The organism is Amycolatopsis sp. NPDC001319, assembly GCF_042896185.1.
In the GTDB taxonomy this organism is placed as follows: Bacteria; Actinomycetota; Actinomycetes; order Mycobacteriales; family Pseudonocardiaceae; genus Amycolatopsis.
Genome location: NZ_JBIAWY010000002.1, coordinates 172,283 through 189,070, shown reverse-complemented (window position 1 = coordinate 189,070; position 16,788 = coordinate 172,283). Strand labels below are relative to the sequence as shown.

The window sequence follows — 16,788 nt, the reverse complement described above, 5'->3', positions numbered from 1 at the left end:
GGTCTCAGTACAGCGGCGGGGTCGGTGTGGTCGGCTCCGGGGCCCGGCTGCGCGGCCGGCCCAGCGCGAGCGCGACGATCGCGGCCGCGACCAGGACGAGCCCGCCGATGAGGAACCCGAGCGCGTAGCCGAACAGGCCCGGCAGGTTCAGGTCGACGGCGAGGCGGGAGTCGACGCCGGGGGTGCCGTCGGCGTTCATCACGACCGCGCGGTAGTCACCGTCGGTGATCTGCCACGTCACGTCGGTCGCGCCGGAGGCGACCCAGAACGGCTGGGTGGCCGGCGGGGCCGCCAGCGCCGTGCCGTCGCGGCGGACGGCGTCGAGCGCGAACGGATCGAGGTCGAAGTTGCGCGCCTGCTCGATCGCGACACCGGTCAGGTACCGGTCGACGTCCGCCGCGGGCCCGATGGCGATGAACAGCCCGGAGGCGTTGCCGCCCGTCGCGTGGACGGTGATCGACGGCGAGCCGAGCGCACGCGTGAGCCGGCCGGTGTCGGTGATCTGCGCCGTGTCGGTGACGATGGCTGCGGTCGGGGTCGTCACGTCGTGCTGCCCCGACTTCAGCGACCCGCCGGAGCCGAACACCAGCAGCAGCACGCCGCCCCCGATGGCCAGGCACACGCCGATCACGAGCACGACCACCGAGATCACGATCACGGCGACCCGCGCGGGACTGCGGCGCGGCGGATAGGTGGCGGTCATCGGCGCCTCCCCGGCTCGAAGACGGGTCCCCCGGCCCTCGGGTGTCCATTGTGGTCGGTGGGCGACCAAACCCGGCCGCCCGGCGGAAACTCACCCTTCGGCCCCGCTGCGCGCCACTTCCCCGCACGACCCGGCCCCGGGCTTCGCGGGACACGCCACGGCCCGGCGACCGAGGAACGTCGTCGCAGCATGAAACGGATGGTAACCCCGCTTTCGGGCACCTCCGGCCGGCTCGGGACGGGGTGGCGGCCGGCTCCTCCGCCCGGCGCGGCGCGGACGGGTCTCCTCGGCGCCGGCCGCGCACGGCGTTGCGCACGGCGCCGTTCTGGCCTTCTTCGCGGGGATCGGTGCTGCCGCGGGCGGGCGCCAGCGCGTCGGCTTTTCAGCCCGATTCGCGTGGGTGCGGTTCGGGAATTCTCTTGCGGTCCAACGGTTCGGCGGTACGCATGATCTTCGGTCGTCCGGCCCCGCCTGGCGGCGCGATGCCGACCCCTGCCGTGCGCCGACCGGGCTCACTGACGCCGTGGTGCCTGTACGGGATTTCGAACCGGGTCTCGATCACGTCCGGCCGCGGTGTTGCTCGTGACCTCTTCCGGTGATCGGCTACCGACGGTGAAAAGTGCATCCGCAACCGGCGGCGTCACCGTCAGTCGCTGCTCGTGCGACAGCCCTGCACCACGGCCCGCTTCCGCGGCCGGATCGCCGCGGCTCGGCGTCAGCTGTCCGTCTTGTGCAGCTTCACCACCCGCCCGGTGCCGGGATTCGCCATCGCCCGCAGATACGCCTGCGCCACCTCGGCCGCCGGCACCGGCGTGAACCCGGGAAAATACGGGTGGTAGGCCGTGGACTCCGCGAGAACCGTCGGGCTGACGCAGTTGATCCGGATCCCCCGCGGCAGCTCCGTCGCCGCCGCCTTGACGAACCCCTCGACCAGGTGGTTCACCGTGGCGCCGATCGTCGCCGCCGGCGTCACCTCATCGGTCAGCACCCCGGACACCAACGTGAACGACCCCCCGTCCGCGAGGTACGGCAGCGCCGCCCGCACCACATTGACCTGCCCCATCCCCTTCGACGCGAGCGAACCCGCCCACTGCTCGTCCGTCGCCTCCTCGAACGGCGCCGGAAACACGTCACCGGCCGCACTCGCCACCGCGTCGAATCCACCCAGCCCCGCGAACAACGCCCGCAGGCTCCCGACGTCGGTGATGTCCGCCCGGTACTCCCCGGACTTCCTGCCAACCGTCACGACCTCGTGGCCCTGCTCCCCCAACACCTCGCTCACGGCCGCGCCGATGGTCCCGGTGCCGATCACCACTGCTTTCACTGTGCTCCACCTGTCATGAGATGACTCTTATGTCAGTCACTGACAGTTTCAGCATGACACGCCACCCAGGCAGTCGTCCACCCGAGGGCCGCGCCTGTCACTCCACAGCGAGCACACCACTGGACGAAGACTCCCGCAGCGGCCCCGAAGCAGCGCATCTCGTCGGAGTCGACGAAAACGGTCAGCCCGACCCACGACGGTTGTCGGCCTGGTAGCGAGGTCCGCGACGATCCGGCCACCGCCGACCGTGTCGATGCCGGCAGAACTGCGCTTCCGCCCTACATCGACGGAACTTCCACCTCACCCGGTACCCGATCCGGCCTCAACCCCCGCCAGGCCGTGTGCCGGAGCCGTTGGTCGCCCGGTGTCAGGCGGCGGTACACGACCTCGCCGACGAGCGAAGGTGCCAACCAATGCGCCCCCCGCGCGCGGTCGCGGGGCACCACATTCGCGAACGGGCTCACCGACCGCTCCAACGGCGCCAGAGTCTCCCGCAGGTCCACCAGCATCTGCTCCGTGAACCCAGTCCCCACATCACCCAGGTACAGCAGATCACCCGAAACCGGGTCGTGCGCACCAAGAAGCAGCGCGCCAAGGGTCGAAGCGCGACGCCCCTGACCCGGCCGCCAGCCCCCGAGCACGACCTCGGTGGTCCGGATCAGTGGGTGCTTCAACCACTCCGGGCTCCGCCGCCCGGGGTGGTACTTCGAACCGCGCGCCTTGACCACCAGGCCTTCGAGCATGGTCTTCTGCGCCACGTCCAGCAGGTCCTGCGGCGACATCCCCTGGGCCGACAGGTCGGTGTGGGAGTACGACGGGGTGATGGCCATGAGGCGACGGTCCGGCGGCTCGAGAGTCTCGAGCACGCCACGCCGTTCGTCGTACGTGGCGTCCAGCAGTGACTCGCCGCCGAGCGAAAGGACGTCGAACGCGAAAAAGGACACCGCGCGCGCCGAGGTGTCGTGGTTCTGCAGCAGGCCGAAGTCGGGATGTCCCTGCTCGTCGAGGGCCACGATCTCGCCGTCGAGCACCGCGGGCCGGCCGCCCAGCGCGTCGCCGAAGGCGCCCAGCAGTTCGGGGAACCGGCCGGTGAAGTCGTTGTTGTTGCGGCTCGTCAGCACGGTGGTGCCGTCGGGGGCGACGCGCATGATCGCCCGGTAGCCGTCCCACTTGAACTCGTAGGCGTAGTCCGGGCCGTCGCGCAGGAGACCGCCGTCGGGGGTCGCGAGCATGGGCTCGATCGGGGCCGGCACGCGCGACCGCTCAGCACCGCCTGCCATGCCGGCCTCCCGCCTCGGACGTCCCGCTCGCCCCACCGTAGGGCGAAGCGAGCGGAAACGTCCACAGTGGTCACCCGCCGTGGGTGCTGCCGCTCTGGTAGTCGGTGTAGGTGTAGGGGTTGTCGAGGATCTTCGCCTCGGGCACGTCAGGGTTCATCCCCTGCTCCCACGCCTCGTCGCCCAGCTGCGCGCGCAGGTGCTCCACCGTCGCGTCCACCGTGCGGCGCACCGCCGCCAGGTCGACGTCCACGAGGCGGCCGTCGCGCTTCACGACGCGGCCGTTCACCAGCACGGTGTGCACGTCGCCGCGCTGGGCCTGGAACGCGATGTGACCGTGCGGGTTGAGCAGGGGGAACGACACGGGCGAGTGATCGTTTTTCACCAGCACCAGGTCGGCCTTCTTGCCGACCTCGACGCTGCCGAGCTCCGCCTCGCGACCGAGCGCCCGGGCGCCGCCGCGCGTGGCCCACTCCACCACCTGGTCGGCGCGCAGCGCGGCGTGCGTGACGGTGTCGCCCTTCACGTGCGCCTCCAGGTGCTCGCGCGACCGGTCGGCGCCCAGCGTGGTGCGCATGGCCGAAAAGAGGTCCCCGCTCCACCACACGGACGTGTCCATCGACAGCGACACCGGGATGCCGTACGAACGCAGCGCCCAGCTGGGCGGGTAGCCCTGGCCCGCGCTCTGCTCGCTCTCCGTCGACACCGACACCGAACCGCCCGTCGCGGCGATCCGGTGGTAGGAGTCGGCCGAGAGCGACGCGCCGTGCACGTAGATCGTCTCGGGCGTCATGAAACCGTGGTCGTGCATCAGGCGGATGCCGTCGTCGCCGGTCGCGCCCCACACGCCCGCGTGCGTGGTCACGGGCACGCCGAGCTCGCGCGCGACCTCGAACGCCGGCTTCTCCGGGAACTCCGGGTCGCCGGTCACGTCGAACGCGAGCTGGAAGCCGAGCATCGGGTCGCCCGTCATGCGGCGCGCGACGAACTCGCGGAACTCCGGCGTGGCGGTCCAGTGCGCCGGCGCGTCCTGGATGTTGCCGTACGCCAGCACGAACCGGCCCGGCACGGCCTGCAGCGCGTCGGCGGCCGCGTCGGCGTGCTCGGTCGTCTGCAGCCCGTGCGACCAGTCCACTGTGGTCGTCACGCCGGCGTCGAGCGCCTCCCAGGCGGACAGCAGGTTGCCCGCGTAGACGTCGGCCGGGCGGAACGTCTTGCCGTGTTCGAGGTAGTACCAGACGAAGTACTGCGTCAGCGTCCAGTCGGCGCCGTACCCGCGCATCGCCGTCTGCCACATGTGCCGGTGCGTGTCGATCATGCCCGGCATCACGATGCCGCCGGTCGCGTCGATCTCCACGGTGCCTTCGGGCACGGCCAGCTCCGGGCCGACGGCGGTGATCGTGTCGCCGGTGACCAGCACGTCGTGCCCGGGCAGCACGCGGCGGTTGGCGTCGACGGTCAGCACGGTCCCGCCGCGCAGGACGACCGGCCGGCCGGTGGGCTCGCTCATGGCTGCCTCTCTTCCACGCCGGAGCCCACGGGCCCTGACGCGTACAATCGTCCGCTTGACGGACAACCAGTGGGGTGCAGACACTTTTGCGCACCGCCGAGCCCCTGTCAATGCCCGGCCGGGCCCGGGCGCGGCGCGAGGCTGGGCCGCGCTGTCCGGCTCGCGGACAGCGGGCGGATACGCTTCGCGGGACGCAGTGCCCGCCAGGCCGTGAGGAGGTCGTGCGATGCCACGAGAGGGAACCGGTCCGGACTTCATCGAGGCGCTCGCCCGCGGGCTCGAAGTGATCGCCGCCTTCCGGCCCCACCAGCCGGTGATGACGCTCGCCGAGGTCGCGACCGCCACGAAGCTGGCCCGCCCCACCGCGCGGCGGATCCTTCTGACGCTGGAAGAGCTCGGCTACGTGCGCACGGCCGAGCGTGGTTACGCCCTCACGCCCCGCGTGCTCGAACTCGGCGTCGCCTACGTGCGGTCGATGGGCCTGTGGGACATCGCCCGCCCGCACCTGGAGAAGCTCAGCGCGCAGACGAACGAGTCGTGCTCGATCGCGCAGCTCGACGGCTCCGACATCGTCTACGTGGCCCGGGTTTCGGTGCCGAAGATCGTGTCGCTGGCCGTGCAGATCGGCACGCGGTTCCCGGCGTTGCCGACGTCGCTGGGCAAAGTCCTGCTGGCCGCCCTGTCCCCCGAGGAGCTGGAGACCACGCTCGCCGAGCCGACCCGCTCGGGGCTCGTGCCGCGCTGGCAGCCGGACCACGCCGAACGCGACGCCGAGCTGCGCGAGGTGCGCGCCCGCGGCTGGGCGCTGACCGACGAGCAGCTCACCCTCGGGATCCGCTCGGTCGCCGCGCCGCTGCGCGACGGGGCCGGCCGCGTGATCGCGAGCGTGAACGTCAACTGCCACGCCGCCGAGACCCCGGTCGACCGACTGGTGGGCCACCACCTGCCCCTGCTGCTGCAGGCCGCGGGCGACATCAGCGCGGACTTCGCGCGCCTGCAGGACGTGCCGCACAGCGCCGCCGCGGCCGCGCCCGCCGTGTCCTGACCCACGCTTGACCGGCGCGCCGCACAAGCGCAGACTCTCGGTTGGACGACCCACGCGGACAGTGGTCCGCCTGACGGACACGAAGAGAGGCGAAGCATGGAAGACTCCCCGGCGGGAGCGGGCACCGGACCGCTGTCGGGGCTGCTGGTGGCGGACTTCTCCCGGGTGCTGGCCGGCCCGTACGCCACGATGCTGCTCGCCGACCTCGGCGCCGAAGTCGTGAAGGTCGAGGGTCCCCAGGGCGACGAGACCCGCACCTGGATGCCGCCGGTGCGCGGCGAGACGTCCACCTACTACCTCGGTGTGAACCGCGGCAAGCGCTCCATCGCGCTCGACCTGCGCGACGAGGCCGACGCGGCGCTCGGGCGCGAGCTCGCCGCCCGCGCCGACGTGCTCATCGAGAACTTCAAGCCCGGCGGCCTGGCCAAGTACGGCCTCGACTACGAGACCGTCCGCGCCCTCAACCCCGGCCTCGTCTACGCGTCGATCACCGGCTTCGGCTCCGGCGCGGGCAGCCACGTGCCCGGCTACGACCTCATGGTGCAGGCGATCTCCGGCCTGATGAGCCTCACCGGCGACCCCGCCGGGCCGCCGTACCGCGCCGGCATCTCCGTGTTCGACGTGATGGCCGGCAACCACGCCGTGATCGGCATCCTCGCCGCGCTGCGCCACCGCGACGCGACCGGCGCCGGCCAGCTCGTGGAGGTCAACCTGCTGTCCTCGGCGCTCACCGGGCTGGTGAACCACAGCTCCGCCTACGTCGCCGGCGGCGTGGTCCCCTACCGGATGGGCAACGCGCACCCCAGCGTCTTCCCGTACGAGCCGCTGCCGACCGCCGACGACGACCTCATCGTCGCCGCCGCCAACGACGGCCAGTTCCGCAAACTGTGCGACGTGCTCGCCATCCCCGAGATCGCCGAAGACCCGCGCTTCGCGCACAACGCCGACCGCACGAAGAATCGCGAGGAACTGCGCCCGATCCTCGTCGAGCGCCTGGCCGCCCGCGGCGCCGTCGACTGGTTCGAGGCCCTCACGGCGGTGGGCGTGCCGTGCGGCCCGATCTCCACGATCGACGGCGGCTTCGCGATGGCCGAACGGTTCGGGCTCGACCCCGTGGTCGAGGTCGGCGAAGGCGACCGCGCGGTGCCGACCACGCGCCACCCGTTGCGGCTCTCGGCGACCCCGGCGTCCTACCGGCTGCCGCCGCCCGAGCTCGACGAGCACGGCGCCGAGCTGCGTGCCTGGCTGGGCACCCCGCGCAGTGATCTCCCCAGCAGCGATCTCCCGGGAAAGGCCGACGCGTGAACGAGCCGGTGTACGAGACGGCGCTCGGTGCGTCGTCGCTCGACAAGATCACCCTGCTCGGCCAGGACCTGGCGCAGGACGTGATGGGCACGGTCGGGTTCGGCGAGCTGTCCTTCTGGCTCGCGACGCAGCGCCGGCCGACGCCGGGCGAGACCCGCGTGTTCGAGGCCGTGCTCGCGGCCTTGGCCGACCACGGGTTCACCCCGACCGCGATCGTCACCCGGCTGACCTACCTGTCTGCGCCCGACTCGATCCAGGGCGCGCTCGCCGCCGGCCTGCTCGGCGGCGGCTCGCGTTTCCTCGGCGTCACCGAGGACTGCGGCCGCTTCCTCCACGAGGTCCTGGCCTCCGCCGGCGACCGCCCGGCCGACGACGCCGGCTGGGACGCGCTCGCCCTCGAAACCGTTCGCGCCAAACGAGAAGCGCGCGAGTTCATCCCCGGGCTCGGCCACCACGTGCACAAGCAGGGCGACCCGCGCACGCCGCGGCTGCTGGAGATCGCCGCCGAGGAAGGGCTCGTCGGCCCGCACCTGGCGCTGTTCACCGCCATCGGCCGCGTGCACCCGCAGGTGCTCGGCAAGACCCTGCCGCTCAACGGCGCGGGCGTCTGCGGCGCCGCGCTGGCCGACCTCGGGCTGCCGCTGGAGCTGCTGCGCGGATTTGCCCTGCTGGCCCGCACGGCCGGGCTGATCGGGCAGCTCGCCGAGGAACTGCGTCACCCTGTGGGCAACGACATCTTCCTCGCGGTAGACCTGAACAACCGGCCCGTCGAGCCGGACCCGTACACGCCCTGACCCCCTCGAAATCCGGCCGAGAAGAAGGACGCTCATGGAGCTCGTCACCGAGGACAACATCACCGAGCTGGCCGCGCGGCGGTGGGGCACCGCACACGACCCGCGCACGAAGGAGCTGATGACCGCGCTCGTGCGGCACCTGCACGACTTCGCGCGCGAAGTGCGCCTCACCGAGCCCGAGTGGATGGCCGCGATCCAGTGGCTCACCCGGACGGGCCAGATCAGCGACGAGAAGCGCGAGGAGTTCATCCTCGCCTCCGACGTGCTGGGCCTGAGCATGCTCGTCGTGCAGATGAACCACGCCTTCGACAAGGAAGCGACGCCGGCCACGGTGCTCGGCCCGTTCCACATCGACGGCTCCCCCGAACTGGACTTCGGCGGCGACATGTCCGACGGCGTCGAAGGCACCCCGCTCTACGTCAGCGGCGCCGTCCGCTCCCTCGACGGCTCCCCGGTCGCCGGCGCCCTGCTCGACGTGTGGCAGGCGGACGCCGACGGCTCGTACGAGTCCCAGCTGCCGGAGATCGACGAGGCCCGGCTGCGCGCGAAGTACACCACCCGCGCCGACGGCACCTACTGCGTGCGCACGATCGCCCCGAAGGGGTACTCCATCCCGATGGACGGCCCCGTCGGCGACCTGATCTCGCGCACCGACATCAGCCACTTCCGCCCGGCCCACGTGCACTTCCTCGTCAATGCTGCCGGCCACGAGCCACTGATCACGCACCTGTTCCAAGAGGGCGCGGAGTACCTCGACAGCGACGTCGTGTTCGGCACCAAGCAGGAACTCGTGGTCACCTTCGAACCCCGCGAGCCCGGCCCGACCCCCGACGGCGGCGAGTCGGCCGTGCCCTGGGTCGAGGCGCGCTACGACTTCGTCCTGCAGCCCGCCGGCTGAGTCCGGGAATCCGGAGAATCCCGGCGGCAGAGACAGCAGAAGGCCCCCAGCGCTCACGAATCGCTGGGGGCCTTCTCGCGCGTGCTACTTGGCGATCGCCTCGGTGAAGGCGACCCACGCGGCAGGCGTGACCGTCAGGTGACCGGTTTCCCGGGCCTTCGTGTCGCGAATGCCCACCGCCACCGGCAGGACAGCTGCTTCAACACAGTTGCCCGAGCCGTTCGAGTAGCTGGCCTTGATCCAGTGACCAGCGAACTTCTCGTTCATGGTGTGCTCCGGTGGTCGTCCCTTGCTCGCTTGACCAGGGTATCGCTGGCGTCGAAGTCGGCTGCTGCCGCCTGCAAGCCCGACCGGGCCTTGCGATAGATCTCCACCTGAGCGGAGTCCTCGATCAGCAAGCCGCCGGTCAGCGTGTCGATGTGCGCGAAGGTCGCGCCATCGGTCAGTTCGAACAGGGTGAACGACGTGCCGATCGCGGCGTGGCCGCGCGAACGCTTCGGCAGGACCTGCACCTGAATTCCCGGCCGCTTCGCCGCTTCCGAGAGGCGATCCAGCTGCTCGGCCATCACATCCGGCCCACCGACCGGCATTTCCAAGGCGGCCTCGAAGATCACCGCCCAAAGGGGCGCGGAACTTTGATTTTGCCGATCGAGGCGCAGTTTCACCCGCCGGTCGACCTCGTCTTCAGTCGCGTTCGGCAGGTCGGCGCGGATCACCGCCGCGGCGTACCCCGCCGTCTGCAGCCGCCCCGGAATGAGTGTCTCCTGGAATTCGAAGATCTCGCGAGCTTCGCTTTCCAATTCGAGGAAGTCGGCGAAGGTCCCCAGCCCGCTGTCTTCACTCGCGGCGTCGTGCCACCATCCGCGTTGCTTGGCCGATCGCGCGAGTTTCACCAAAGCATTCGCGGTGTCCTCACTCGCGCCCAATGCCTTGGCCAGTGCATAAGTGTCATCGCCACTGACCTGAAATCGGAACGTCTCGATTCGGGAGACCTTGGCTTCGCTGAATCCAGCCGCTTCGCCGGCCTCAGCAAGCGTCAATCCGGCATCCAGCCGCAGCCGCTTCAGCGCGCCCACCAACCGGCGCCGGCGAAGAGACGGTGCGTTGGCCATGGACTACTCCTATCGAGTGGACTGAAGGCTAAGCATGAATGCAAGACTTGCACTCGGACCGAGTTGTACACCAGTGTAGCGATCAACACACGGGCACCGGGAAGGGGCTGGTCATGGAGGCGAAGAGCATCGGCGGGGTCGCCGAGGCCCTGTTCGCAGTGCATTTCCGGGTGGGGGTCACCCGATGACCGCGGTGGTCCAGCGGTCGGCGCTCGAGCAGCTCGACGTCGTCGCCGCGCGACTGGAGGAGGTCCGCGTCGCCGAGGGTCTCTCGCTGCGGGAGGCGGGGCGGATCCTCGGGGTGCTCGCGGGGAACATCCACTCGTTCCGGACGCGGGCCCGCACCAGCCAGACCCTGCCGGTCCTCGACGCCTACGCCCGCCACCTCGGGTACCGCCTGCACGTGGTCCTCGTCGAAGACGACCCCGGGCAGCGCCGCCCGCCCTGGCGCGAGCGCATGCCCCACGGCGACAACCCCGGAGACGCCCAGGCGATGTCCGAGCTGTGGCAGCTCCTCCAGCACCTGCACACGCTGCGTCGGAAGGCCGGGCTGACCCGCGACGAGGTCGCCGAAACCCTCGGCATCACCCCACTCACCTTGTGGCGCCTGGAAAACCACCCCGGAGCAGCCGACGCGGCCTTCACCAACGTCCTGTTGTACGCCCGCTTCTACGGCTACACCGTGCAATTCCACCTCGCCGAGCCGCTGGAGGTGACGGCGATGGGCAACTGGATGCGGGACGACGGCTCGGTGATCTACGACGGCAACCCCGAAACCGGCGACGACGAAGACCACCTTCCCGGCGAATGATCTCCCGGCCGCCGCGTTGCGACCCCGACCGGGCGCGGCGGCCGGGTTCCCACTCCCGCCTCGGGCGGGCTGGGCCGAAGCCCCCAGGGACTCACGAACCTGGGGGCTTCGCGCTGCTGCCTTGTCTGCCGCGGATCTGTCTGCCGCGGATCTGTCTGCCGCGGATCTGTCTGCAGCGGGGTTTGCCTGGTGCGGGTTCGGCCGCCACCGGTTTGGCTGCCGCGCGGTCCGGGAAGACCTAGGCTCGTGCTGGGGGCGGCCCGCGCGGCCGCACCGCGACGAGGAGAAGGGACGGCTCCGCCCATGGCGATCGCCACCACCAACCCCGCGACCGGGGAGACGGTCAAGACGTTCACCGAGCTGACCGAGGCCGAGGTCCGGGACAGGATCGGGATCGCGCACGATCGGTGGCAGACCTACCGGCGCACGACGTTCGCCGAGCGCGCCGCGCTGCTGCACGCCACCGCCGACCTCCTGGAGAAGGAGGCGGACGACGTCGCGCGGATGATGACGACCGAGATGGGCAAGACGCTCGCCTCGGCCCGCGCGGAGGCGCTGAAGTCGGCCAAGGGCATGCGCTACTACGCCGACCACGCCGAAGAGTTCCTCGCCGACGAGCCGCTGCCCGACCCGTCGGTGGTCGGCGCGTCGCGGGCGCTGGGCCGCTACCGGCCGCTCGGGGTGGTGCTGGCCGTGATGCCGTGGAACTTCCCGCTGTGGCAGGTGATGCGCTTCGCCGCGCCCGCGCTGATGGCGGGCAATGTCGGGCTGCTCAAGCACGCGTCGAACGTGCCGCAGTGCGCGTTGTACCTGGAGGACGTGTTCCGCCGCGGTGGCTTCCCGGAGGGCTGCTTCCAGACGCTGCTGGTCTCCTCGCGCCAGGTGGAGCCGATCCTGCGGGACGCCCGCGTCGCCGCCGCCACGCTCACCGGCAGCGAGCCGGCCGGGCGCTCGGTGGCCGCGATCTGCGGCGACGAGGTGAAGCACACCGTGCTGGAGCTGGGCGGCAGCGACCCGTTCGTGGTCATGCCCTCGGCCGACCTCGACCGCGCGGCCGAGACCGCGGTGACGGCGCGGACGCAGAACAACGGCCAATCGTGCATCGCGGCCAAGCGGTTCATCGTGCACACCGACGTCTACGACGAGTTCGCCCGGAAGTTCGTGGAGCGGATGCGCGCGCTGCGGGTCGGCGACCCGTTCGACGACAACACCGACGTCGGGCCGCTGGCCACTGAGCAGGGCCGTACCGACGTCGAGGAACTGGTGGACGAGGCCGTCGCCGCGGGCGCCACCGTGCTGTGCGGCGGGCAGCGACCCGACGGCCCGGGCTGGTTCTACCCGCCGACGGTGATCACCGACCTCACGCGCGAGATGCGCATCTTCACCGAAGAGGTGTTCGGCCCGGTCGCCTCGCTCTACCGCGTGGCCGACCTCGACGAGGCGCTGGAGATCGCCAACGCGACGTCGTTCGGCCTCGGCTCCAACGCCTGGACCGAGGACACTGAAGAGATCGAGCGGTTCATCGACGACCTCGACGCCGGGCAGGTGTTCATCAACGGCATGACGGTGTCGTACCCGGAGCTGCCGTTCGGCGGCGTCAAGCGCTCGGGCTACGGCCGCGAGCTGTCGTCGCACGGGATCCGGGAGTTCTGCAACCTCAAGACGGTCTGGGTCGGCTGACGCGCGGGGCCCCGGGCGTCAGAGCACGCCCGGGTACGCCCCGCCGTCGATGAGCAGGCTCTGGCCGGTGACGAACCCGGCCTGCGCCGAGCACAGGTAGGCGCACGCCGCGCCGAACTCCGCGGGCTCCCCGAAGCGGCGGGCGGGGATCGACGCGCGCTGCCCGTCCGCGACGACTTCCGGCGACACACCCGCGTTCGCCGCCGCGGCTTCCTGGCCGGAACGCAGGCGACGCGTGTCGAACGAGCCGGGCAGCAGGAAGTTGATCGTCACGTTGGCGTGCGCGACGGCGCGGGCGACGCCGGCGAGGAACCCGGTGAGGCCCGCCCGCGCACCGCTCGAGAGGTCGAGGCCGGCGAGCGGCATCTTGACCGAGCCGGACGTGATGTTCACGATCCGGCCGAACCGGCGCTCCACCATGCCGTCGACGACCAGCTGCACCAGCCGGATCGGCGTCGCCATGTTGGCGCGCACGCCGGCGAACAGCGCGTCTTGGTCGACCTCGCGGAAGTCGCGGAACGGCGGTCCGCCGTTGTTGTTGACCAGGATGTCGACTTCTCCCGCGGCCGAGAGCAGCGCGTCCTGCACGGCGTGGTCGCCGAGGTCGCCCGCCACCGGCACCACGGTGGCTCCGGTGTCCGCCGCGATTTCCGCGGCCGCGGCGCGCGTCGAGTCCTCCGAGCGCCCGTTGACCACCACGGTGCAGCCCGCCCGGGCGAGCTCCACCGCGCAGGCCCGTCCGAGCCCCTGGGTCGACGCGCACACCACGGCTGTGCGGCCGGCGATTCCGAGATCCACGAGCCTGCTCCCCTGTCCTGCCCCACGGAAGTGTCCCCGGTGGACCTTACCCGGCGATCTCGCAGAGCACCTCGCCCTGGGCGCGGCTGTCGCCGACCGCCACCGCGAGCCCCGTGACGACACCGGATTTGTGCGCCTTCACCGGGTTCTCCATCTTCATCGCCTCCACCACGGCGATGAGGTCCCCGGTCTCGACGGTGTCGCCCTCGGCCACGGCGAGCTTGACGATCGTGCCCTGCATCGGCGTCGTCACCGCATCTCCCGACACGGCCGTCGCGCGCGGGCCGAGTGCCACGGCCGCGGACGCCGCGCGGATCTCGTCGGCCCGGCTGCCCACTTCGGACAGACCGGGCAGCGACACCCGCAGGGCCCGGCCACCGACGGAGATCGACACCTTGCCGTCGTCGGCGGGTTCGGCGGAGTACTCGGGCAGGACGGTGGCGAAGTCCTCCTCGATCCAGCGCGTGTGGACGGTGAACCCGTCCTCGGCCGTGAACGCCGGGTCGCGCACCACCGCGCGGTGGAACGGAACGACGGTCGCCAGGCCCTCCACCGCCAGTTCGGCCAGTGCCCGGCGGCTGCGCGCCAGGGCCGTCGCCCGGTCGGGCCCGGACACGATCAGCTTGGCCAGCATGGAGTCGAACTGTCCGCCGACGACACTGCCCGCCTCGACGCCGGAGTCCAGGCGGATGCCGGGCCCCTCGGGCACGTCGAAGCGGCGGACGGTGCCGGGCGTCGGGAGGAAGCCGCGGCCCGGGTCCTCGCCGTTGATGCGGAACTCGAACGCGTGCCCGCGCGGCTCGGGATCCGACATGGCCAGGCGCTCGCCGCGGGCGATGCGGAACTGCTCCAGCACGAGGTCGAGCCCGGTCGTCTCCTCGGTCACGGGGTGCTCGACCTGCAGGCGGGTGTTGACCTCCAGGAACGAGATCGTGCCGTCGGTGCCCACGAGGTATTCGACGGTGCCCGCGCCGAGGTATCCCGCCGCCGCGCAGATCTGCTTGGCGGAGGAGTGGATCAGCTCGCGCTGCTCGTCGCTCAGGAACGGAGCCGGGGCTTCCTCCACGAGCTTCTGGTGGCGGCGCTGCAGCGAGCAGTCGCGGGTGCCGGCCACGACGACCGTGCCGTGCGCGTCGGCGAGCACCTGAGCTTCCACGTGCCGAGGGTGGTCGAGATAGCGCTCGACGAAACACTCACCCCGCCCGAACGCCGCGACAGCTTCGCGCGTGGCGGACTCGAACAGCTCGGGGATCTCCTCCCGCGTACGGGCGACCTTGAGCCCACGCCCGCCACCGCCGAAGGCCGCCTTGATCGCCACCGGCAAGCCGTGCTCGTCGGCGAACGCCACGACCTCGTCGGCGTTCTTCGCCGGCTCCTCGGTGCCCGGGACCAGCGGCGCACCGACGGACCGGGCGATCTTGCGCGCGGTCACCTTGTCGCCGAGGTCACGGATCGCCTGCGGGCCCGGCCCGATCCACACCAGGCCGGCGTCGAGCACAGCCTGGGCGAAGCCGGCGTTCTCCGAGAGGAACCCGTAGCCGGGGTGCACGGCGTCGGCGCCGCTGACCTTGGCGACGTCGAGGATCTTGTCGATGTCCAAATAGGACTCGGCGGCCGTGCTGCCGTGCAGCGCGTAGGCCTCGTCGGCGAGCCGGGTGTGCGGCGCCCGGGCGTCCGGATCGGCGTAGACGGCGACCGAGGCCAGCCCGGCGTCGCGGGCGGCGCGGATCACGCGGACCGCGATCTCACCCCGGTTCGCGACCAGCACCTTCTGGAACTCAGACACGGGAAACTCCCCTCTCCCGGATCCCCGGGAGGACCTCGGTGGCGAACAAGTCGATCGCGCGCTCGTGGTCGGCGCACGCCGGGGCGAAGATCACGCTCTCCGCGCCCGCCACGGCGTACTCCGCGAGCCGCTCCCGCACGCGCGCCGGCGTGCCGAACAGCAGGTAGCGGTCGGCGTAGCCCTCGAAATCCTGGTTGTACAGCTCGCTCACGGACGACACCACCTCACGGCGGGCCCGATCCCCATCGGTGTCCACAGTGGACCACAGGTACACGCCGCCGCGCACGTCTTCCGGCCGGCGGCCGTGCTCGCCGGCCAGCTCCCGCACCTGCTCCAGGCTGCCGGCGAACTGCCGCGGCGTGACCAGGTAGGGCAGCCACCCGTCACCGTGGCGCGCGGCCCGGCGCATCGCCGCCCCGCGCCGGCCGCCCACCCACACCGGCGGCCGCCGGTCGGGCACGGGCTGCAGCTCCTGGTCCTCGATCGTGGTGAACTCGCCGCGGAACGTCACCCGTCCCCCGGCGAGCAGCCGCGCCAGCACCTCCAGGGCCTCGTCGGTGCGGCGCCCGCGCTCGGCGAGCGGCACCCCGACCGCCTCGAACTCCGGCGGGTGCTCCCCGCCCACGCCGACACCCAGCTCGAACCGGCCGCGCGACACCGTCGCCAGCGTCGCGACGAGCTTGGCCGCCAGCGCAGCCGGGTAGACCGGCAGGATCGTCAGCGCGCTCAGCAGGCCGATCCGCTCGGTCGCGCCGGCCGCCGCGGCCAGCCCGACGAACGCGTTGGTGATCGGCCCGTGGAAGAACACGTGTTCGCCACAGCAGAAGAAGTCGAACCCGGCCTCCTCGGCCCTCCGCGCGACCGCCGGGATCTCCCCCGGATCCGCCCCGGGCGGAAACATCAGCCCGACGCGCATCAGCCCTCCCCCGGCACGCGGGCCAGCACCGTGCGGGCCATGCGGACGTGGACGTCGTCGACCATCTGGCCGTCGACGACGGCGACGCCGGAGTCGGCGGCAGCCAGGACGGCGCGCGCGTGGGCGACCTCGTCCGGGGCGGGCGTGAAGACCTCGTGCGCGAGCTCGACCTGGCGCGGGTGCACGCAGATCTTGCCGGTGTAGCCGATCGCGCGGCCCTGTTCGGCGTCGGCGCGGAAGCGGTCGTCGTCGCGGATGGAGACGACGGCCTGGTCCACGGTGGACACTCCGCACAGGTGGGCGGCGAGCCGCACCTCGCTGCGGGCGTACAGGACCTCGTCCCCCCGGGTGGTGCGGACGCCGCCGATGTCGGCGATGTAGTCCTCCGCTCCGAAGTAGACAGCGTCGACGCCCGCGCGCAGCAGTTCACGGCAGAAAGCCACGCCCCGCACGGTTTCCAGCCCGGCGATCACCGGCACATCGGCACCGACCCGTGCGCGCACCGCGTCGATCTCCTCGCGGCGCTCGTACTTGGGCAGCACCACGCCGATCCCGCCCAACGACGCCACCGCCGCCAGGTCGTCGGCGAACCACGGCGACGTGATCGGGTTGACCCGCACCAGCACCGTGGTCGCGGGCCCGGCGTCGAAGTCCGCCAGCGCGGCCACGGTCGTCGCCCGAGCTTCGGCCTTCTGCGCGGCGGGCACGGCGTCCTCGAGGTCGACCACGGCGGCGTCGGGCGCGATCGCCGGGATCTTCGCGATCATCGAGGCTTTCGAGCCCGGCATGAACAGCAGGCTGCGGGGCACCAGTCCGTCCGACATCAAAG

At 71.7% G+C, this 16,788-nt stretch carries 16 protein-coding genes; 6 read left to right on the top strand and 10 right to left on the bottom strand.

The window, feature by feature from the left end:
* Positions 1-4: 4 nt before the first annotated feature.
* The 4 genes from ACFY1H_RS06535 to ACFY1H_RS06520 all read right to left on the bottom strand — a co-directional run bounded on the left by ACFY1H_RS06535 (position 5) and on the right by ACFY1H_RS06520 (position 4,814).
* Positions 5-703 (bottom strand): hypothetical protein, encoded by a 699-nt coding sequence (locus ACFY1H_RS06535; protein WP_386945073.1) that lies wholly within the window; start codon positions 701-703, stop codon positions 5-7.
* 715 nt (positions 704-1,418) lie between these two features.
* The gene (locus ACFY1H_RS06530) at positions 1,419-2,027 is read right to left on the bottom strand and encodes a short chain dehydrogenase (RefSeq protein ID WP_386945071.1); all 609 of its coding nucleotides are present in this window, start codon (positions 2,025-2,027) and stop codon (positions 1,419-1,421) included.
* Positions 2,028-2,305: 278 nt separating this feature from the next.
* Positions 2,306-3,307 (bottom strand): non-homologous end-joining DNA ligase, encoded by a 1,002-nt coding sequence (gene ligD / locus ACFY1H_RS06525; RefSeq protein WP_386945069.1) that lies wholly within the window; start codon positions 3,305-3,307, stop codon positions 2,306-2,308.
* A gap of 70 nt (positions 3,308-3,377) precedes the next feature.
* Positions 3,378-4,814, bottom strand: a complete 1,437-nt coding sequence (locus tag ACFY1H_RS06520; RefSeq protein WP_386945067.1) for an amidohydrolase family protein — start codon at positions 4,812-4,814, stop codon at positions 3,378-3,380.
* Positions 4,815-5,040: 226 nt separating this feature from the next.
* On the opposite strand from ACFY1H_RS06520, the gene ACFY1H_RS06515 reads away from it, so the two are divergent.
* The 4 genes from ACFY1H_RS06515 to ACFY1H_RS06500 all read left to right on the top strand — a co-directional run bounded on the left by ACFY1H_RS06515 (position 5,041) and on the right by ACFY1H_RS06500 (position 8,856).
* Positions 5,041-5,859: an IclR family transcriptional regulator C-terminal domain-containing protein gene (locus ACFY1H_RS06515; RefSeq protein WP_366576748.1), complete on the top strand. Its 819-nt coding sequence runs from the start codon at positions 5,041-5,043 to the stop codon at positions 5,857-5,859.
* 96 nt (positions 5,860-5,955) lie between these two features.
* On the top strand, positions 5,956-7,164 hold the full coding sequence (locus ACFY1H_RS06510) for a CoA transferase (RefSeq protein WP_366576750.1): 1,209 nt from the start codon (positions 5,956-5,958) through the stop codon (positions 7,162-7,164).
* Positions 7,161-7,958 (top strand): citryl-CoA lyase, encoded by a 798-nt coding sequence (locus ACFY1H_RS06505; protein ID WP_386945064.1) that lies wholly within the window; start codon positions 7,161-7,163, stop codon positions 7,956-7,958. Before ACFY1H_RS06510 ends, ACFY1H_RS06505 begins: the two co-directional genes overlap by 4 nt.
* A 34-nt stretch (positions 7,959-7,992) precedes the next feature.
* Entirely contained in the window at positions 7,993-8,856 is an 864-nt protein-coding gene (locus ACFY1H_RS06500; protein ID WP_366576753.1) for a dioxygenase, read from the top strand.
* Between the two features lie 84 nt (positions 8,857-8,940).
* On the opposite strand, the gene ACFY1H_RS06495 is transcribed toward ACFY1H_RS06500, so the two are convergent.
* A complete protein-coding gene (locus tag ACFY1H_RS06495; RefSeq protein WP_366576755.1) occupies positions 8,941-9,123 on the bottom strand; it encodes a DUF397 domain-containing protein in 183 nt (60 codons plus the stop codon).
* Positions 9,120-9,968 (bottom strand): helix-turn-helix domain-containing protein, encoded by an 849-nt coding sequence (locus ACFY1H_RS06490; RefSeq protein WP_386945062.1) that lies wholly within the window; start codon positions 9,966-9,968, stop codon positions 9,120-9,122. Before ACFY1H_RS06490 ends, ACFY1H_RS06495 begins: the two co-directional genes overlap by 4 nt.
* A 184-nt stretch (positions 9,969-10,152) precedes the next feature.
* Between ACFY1H_RS06490 and ACFY1H_RS06485 the strand changes: the two genes are divergently transcribed.
* The gene (locus ACFY1H_RS06485; protein WP_366576759.1) at positions 10,153-10,779 is read left to right on the top strand and encodes a helix-turn-helix transcriptional regulator; all 627 of its coding nucleotides are present in this window, start codon (positions 10,153-10,155) and stop codon (positions 10,777-10,779) included.
* A gap of 303 nt (positions 10,780-11,082) precedes the next feature.
* Positions 11,083-12,459 (top strand): NADP-dependent succinic semialdehyde dehydrogenase, encoded by a 1,377-nt coding sequence (locus ACFY1H_RS06480; RefSeq protein ID WP_366576761.1) that lies wholly within the window; start codon positions 11,083-11,085, stop codon positions 12,457-12,459.
* A gap of 18 nt (positions 12,460-12,477) precedes the next feature.
* Here the strand turns inward: ACFY1H_RS06480 and ACFY1H_RS06475 are convergent, their stop codons facing one another.
* The 4 genes from ACFY1H_RS06475 to ACFY1H_RS06460 are packed head-to-tail and all read right to left on the bottom strand — an operon-like array spanning position 12,478 to position 16,783.
* A complete protein-coding gene (locus ACFY1H_RS06475; RefSeq protein WP_386945059.1) occupies positions 12,478-13,257 on the bottom strand; it encodes an SDR family NAD(P)-dependent oxidoreductase in 780 nt (259 codons plus the stop codon).
* A gap of 46 nt (positions 13,258-13,303) precedes the next feature.
* A complete protein-coding gene (locus tag ACFY1H_RS06470) occupies positions 13,304-15,043 on the bottom strand; it encodes a biotin carboxylase N-terminal domain-containing protein (protein WP_366576765.1) in 1,740 nt (579 codons plus the stop codon).
* Positions 15,036-15,959 carry an LLM class flavin-dependent oxidoreductase gene (locus ACFY1H_RS06465; RefSeq protein ID WP_366576767.1) on the bottom strand — a complete coding sequence of 308 codons (924 nt, stop codon included), beginning with the start codon at positions 15,957-15,959 and terminating at the stop codon, positions 15,036-15,038. The genes ACFY1H_RS06470 and ACFY1H_RS06465 overlap by 8 nt, the downstream gene beginning before the upstream one ends.
* Positions 15,959-16,783, bottom strand: coding sequence for a CoA ester lyase (locus tag ACFY1H_RS06460; protein WP_366576768.1), 825 nt, complete (start codon positions 16,781-16,783; stop codon positions 15,959-15,961). Before ACFY1H_RS06460 ends, ACFY1H_RS06465 begins: the two co-directional genes overlap by 1 nt.
* Positions 16,784-16,788: the final 5 nt, after the last annotated feature.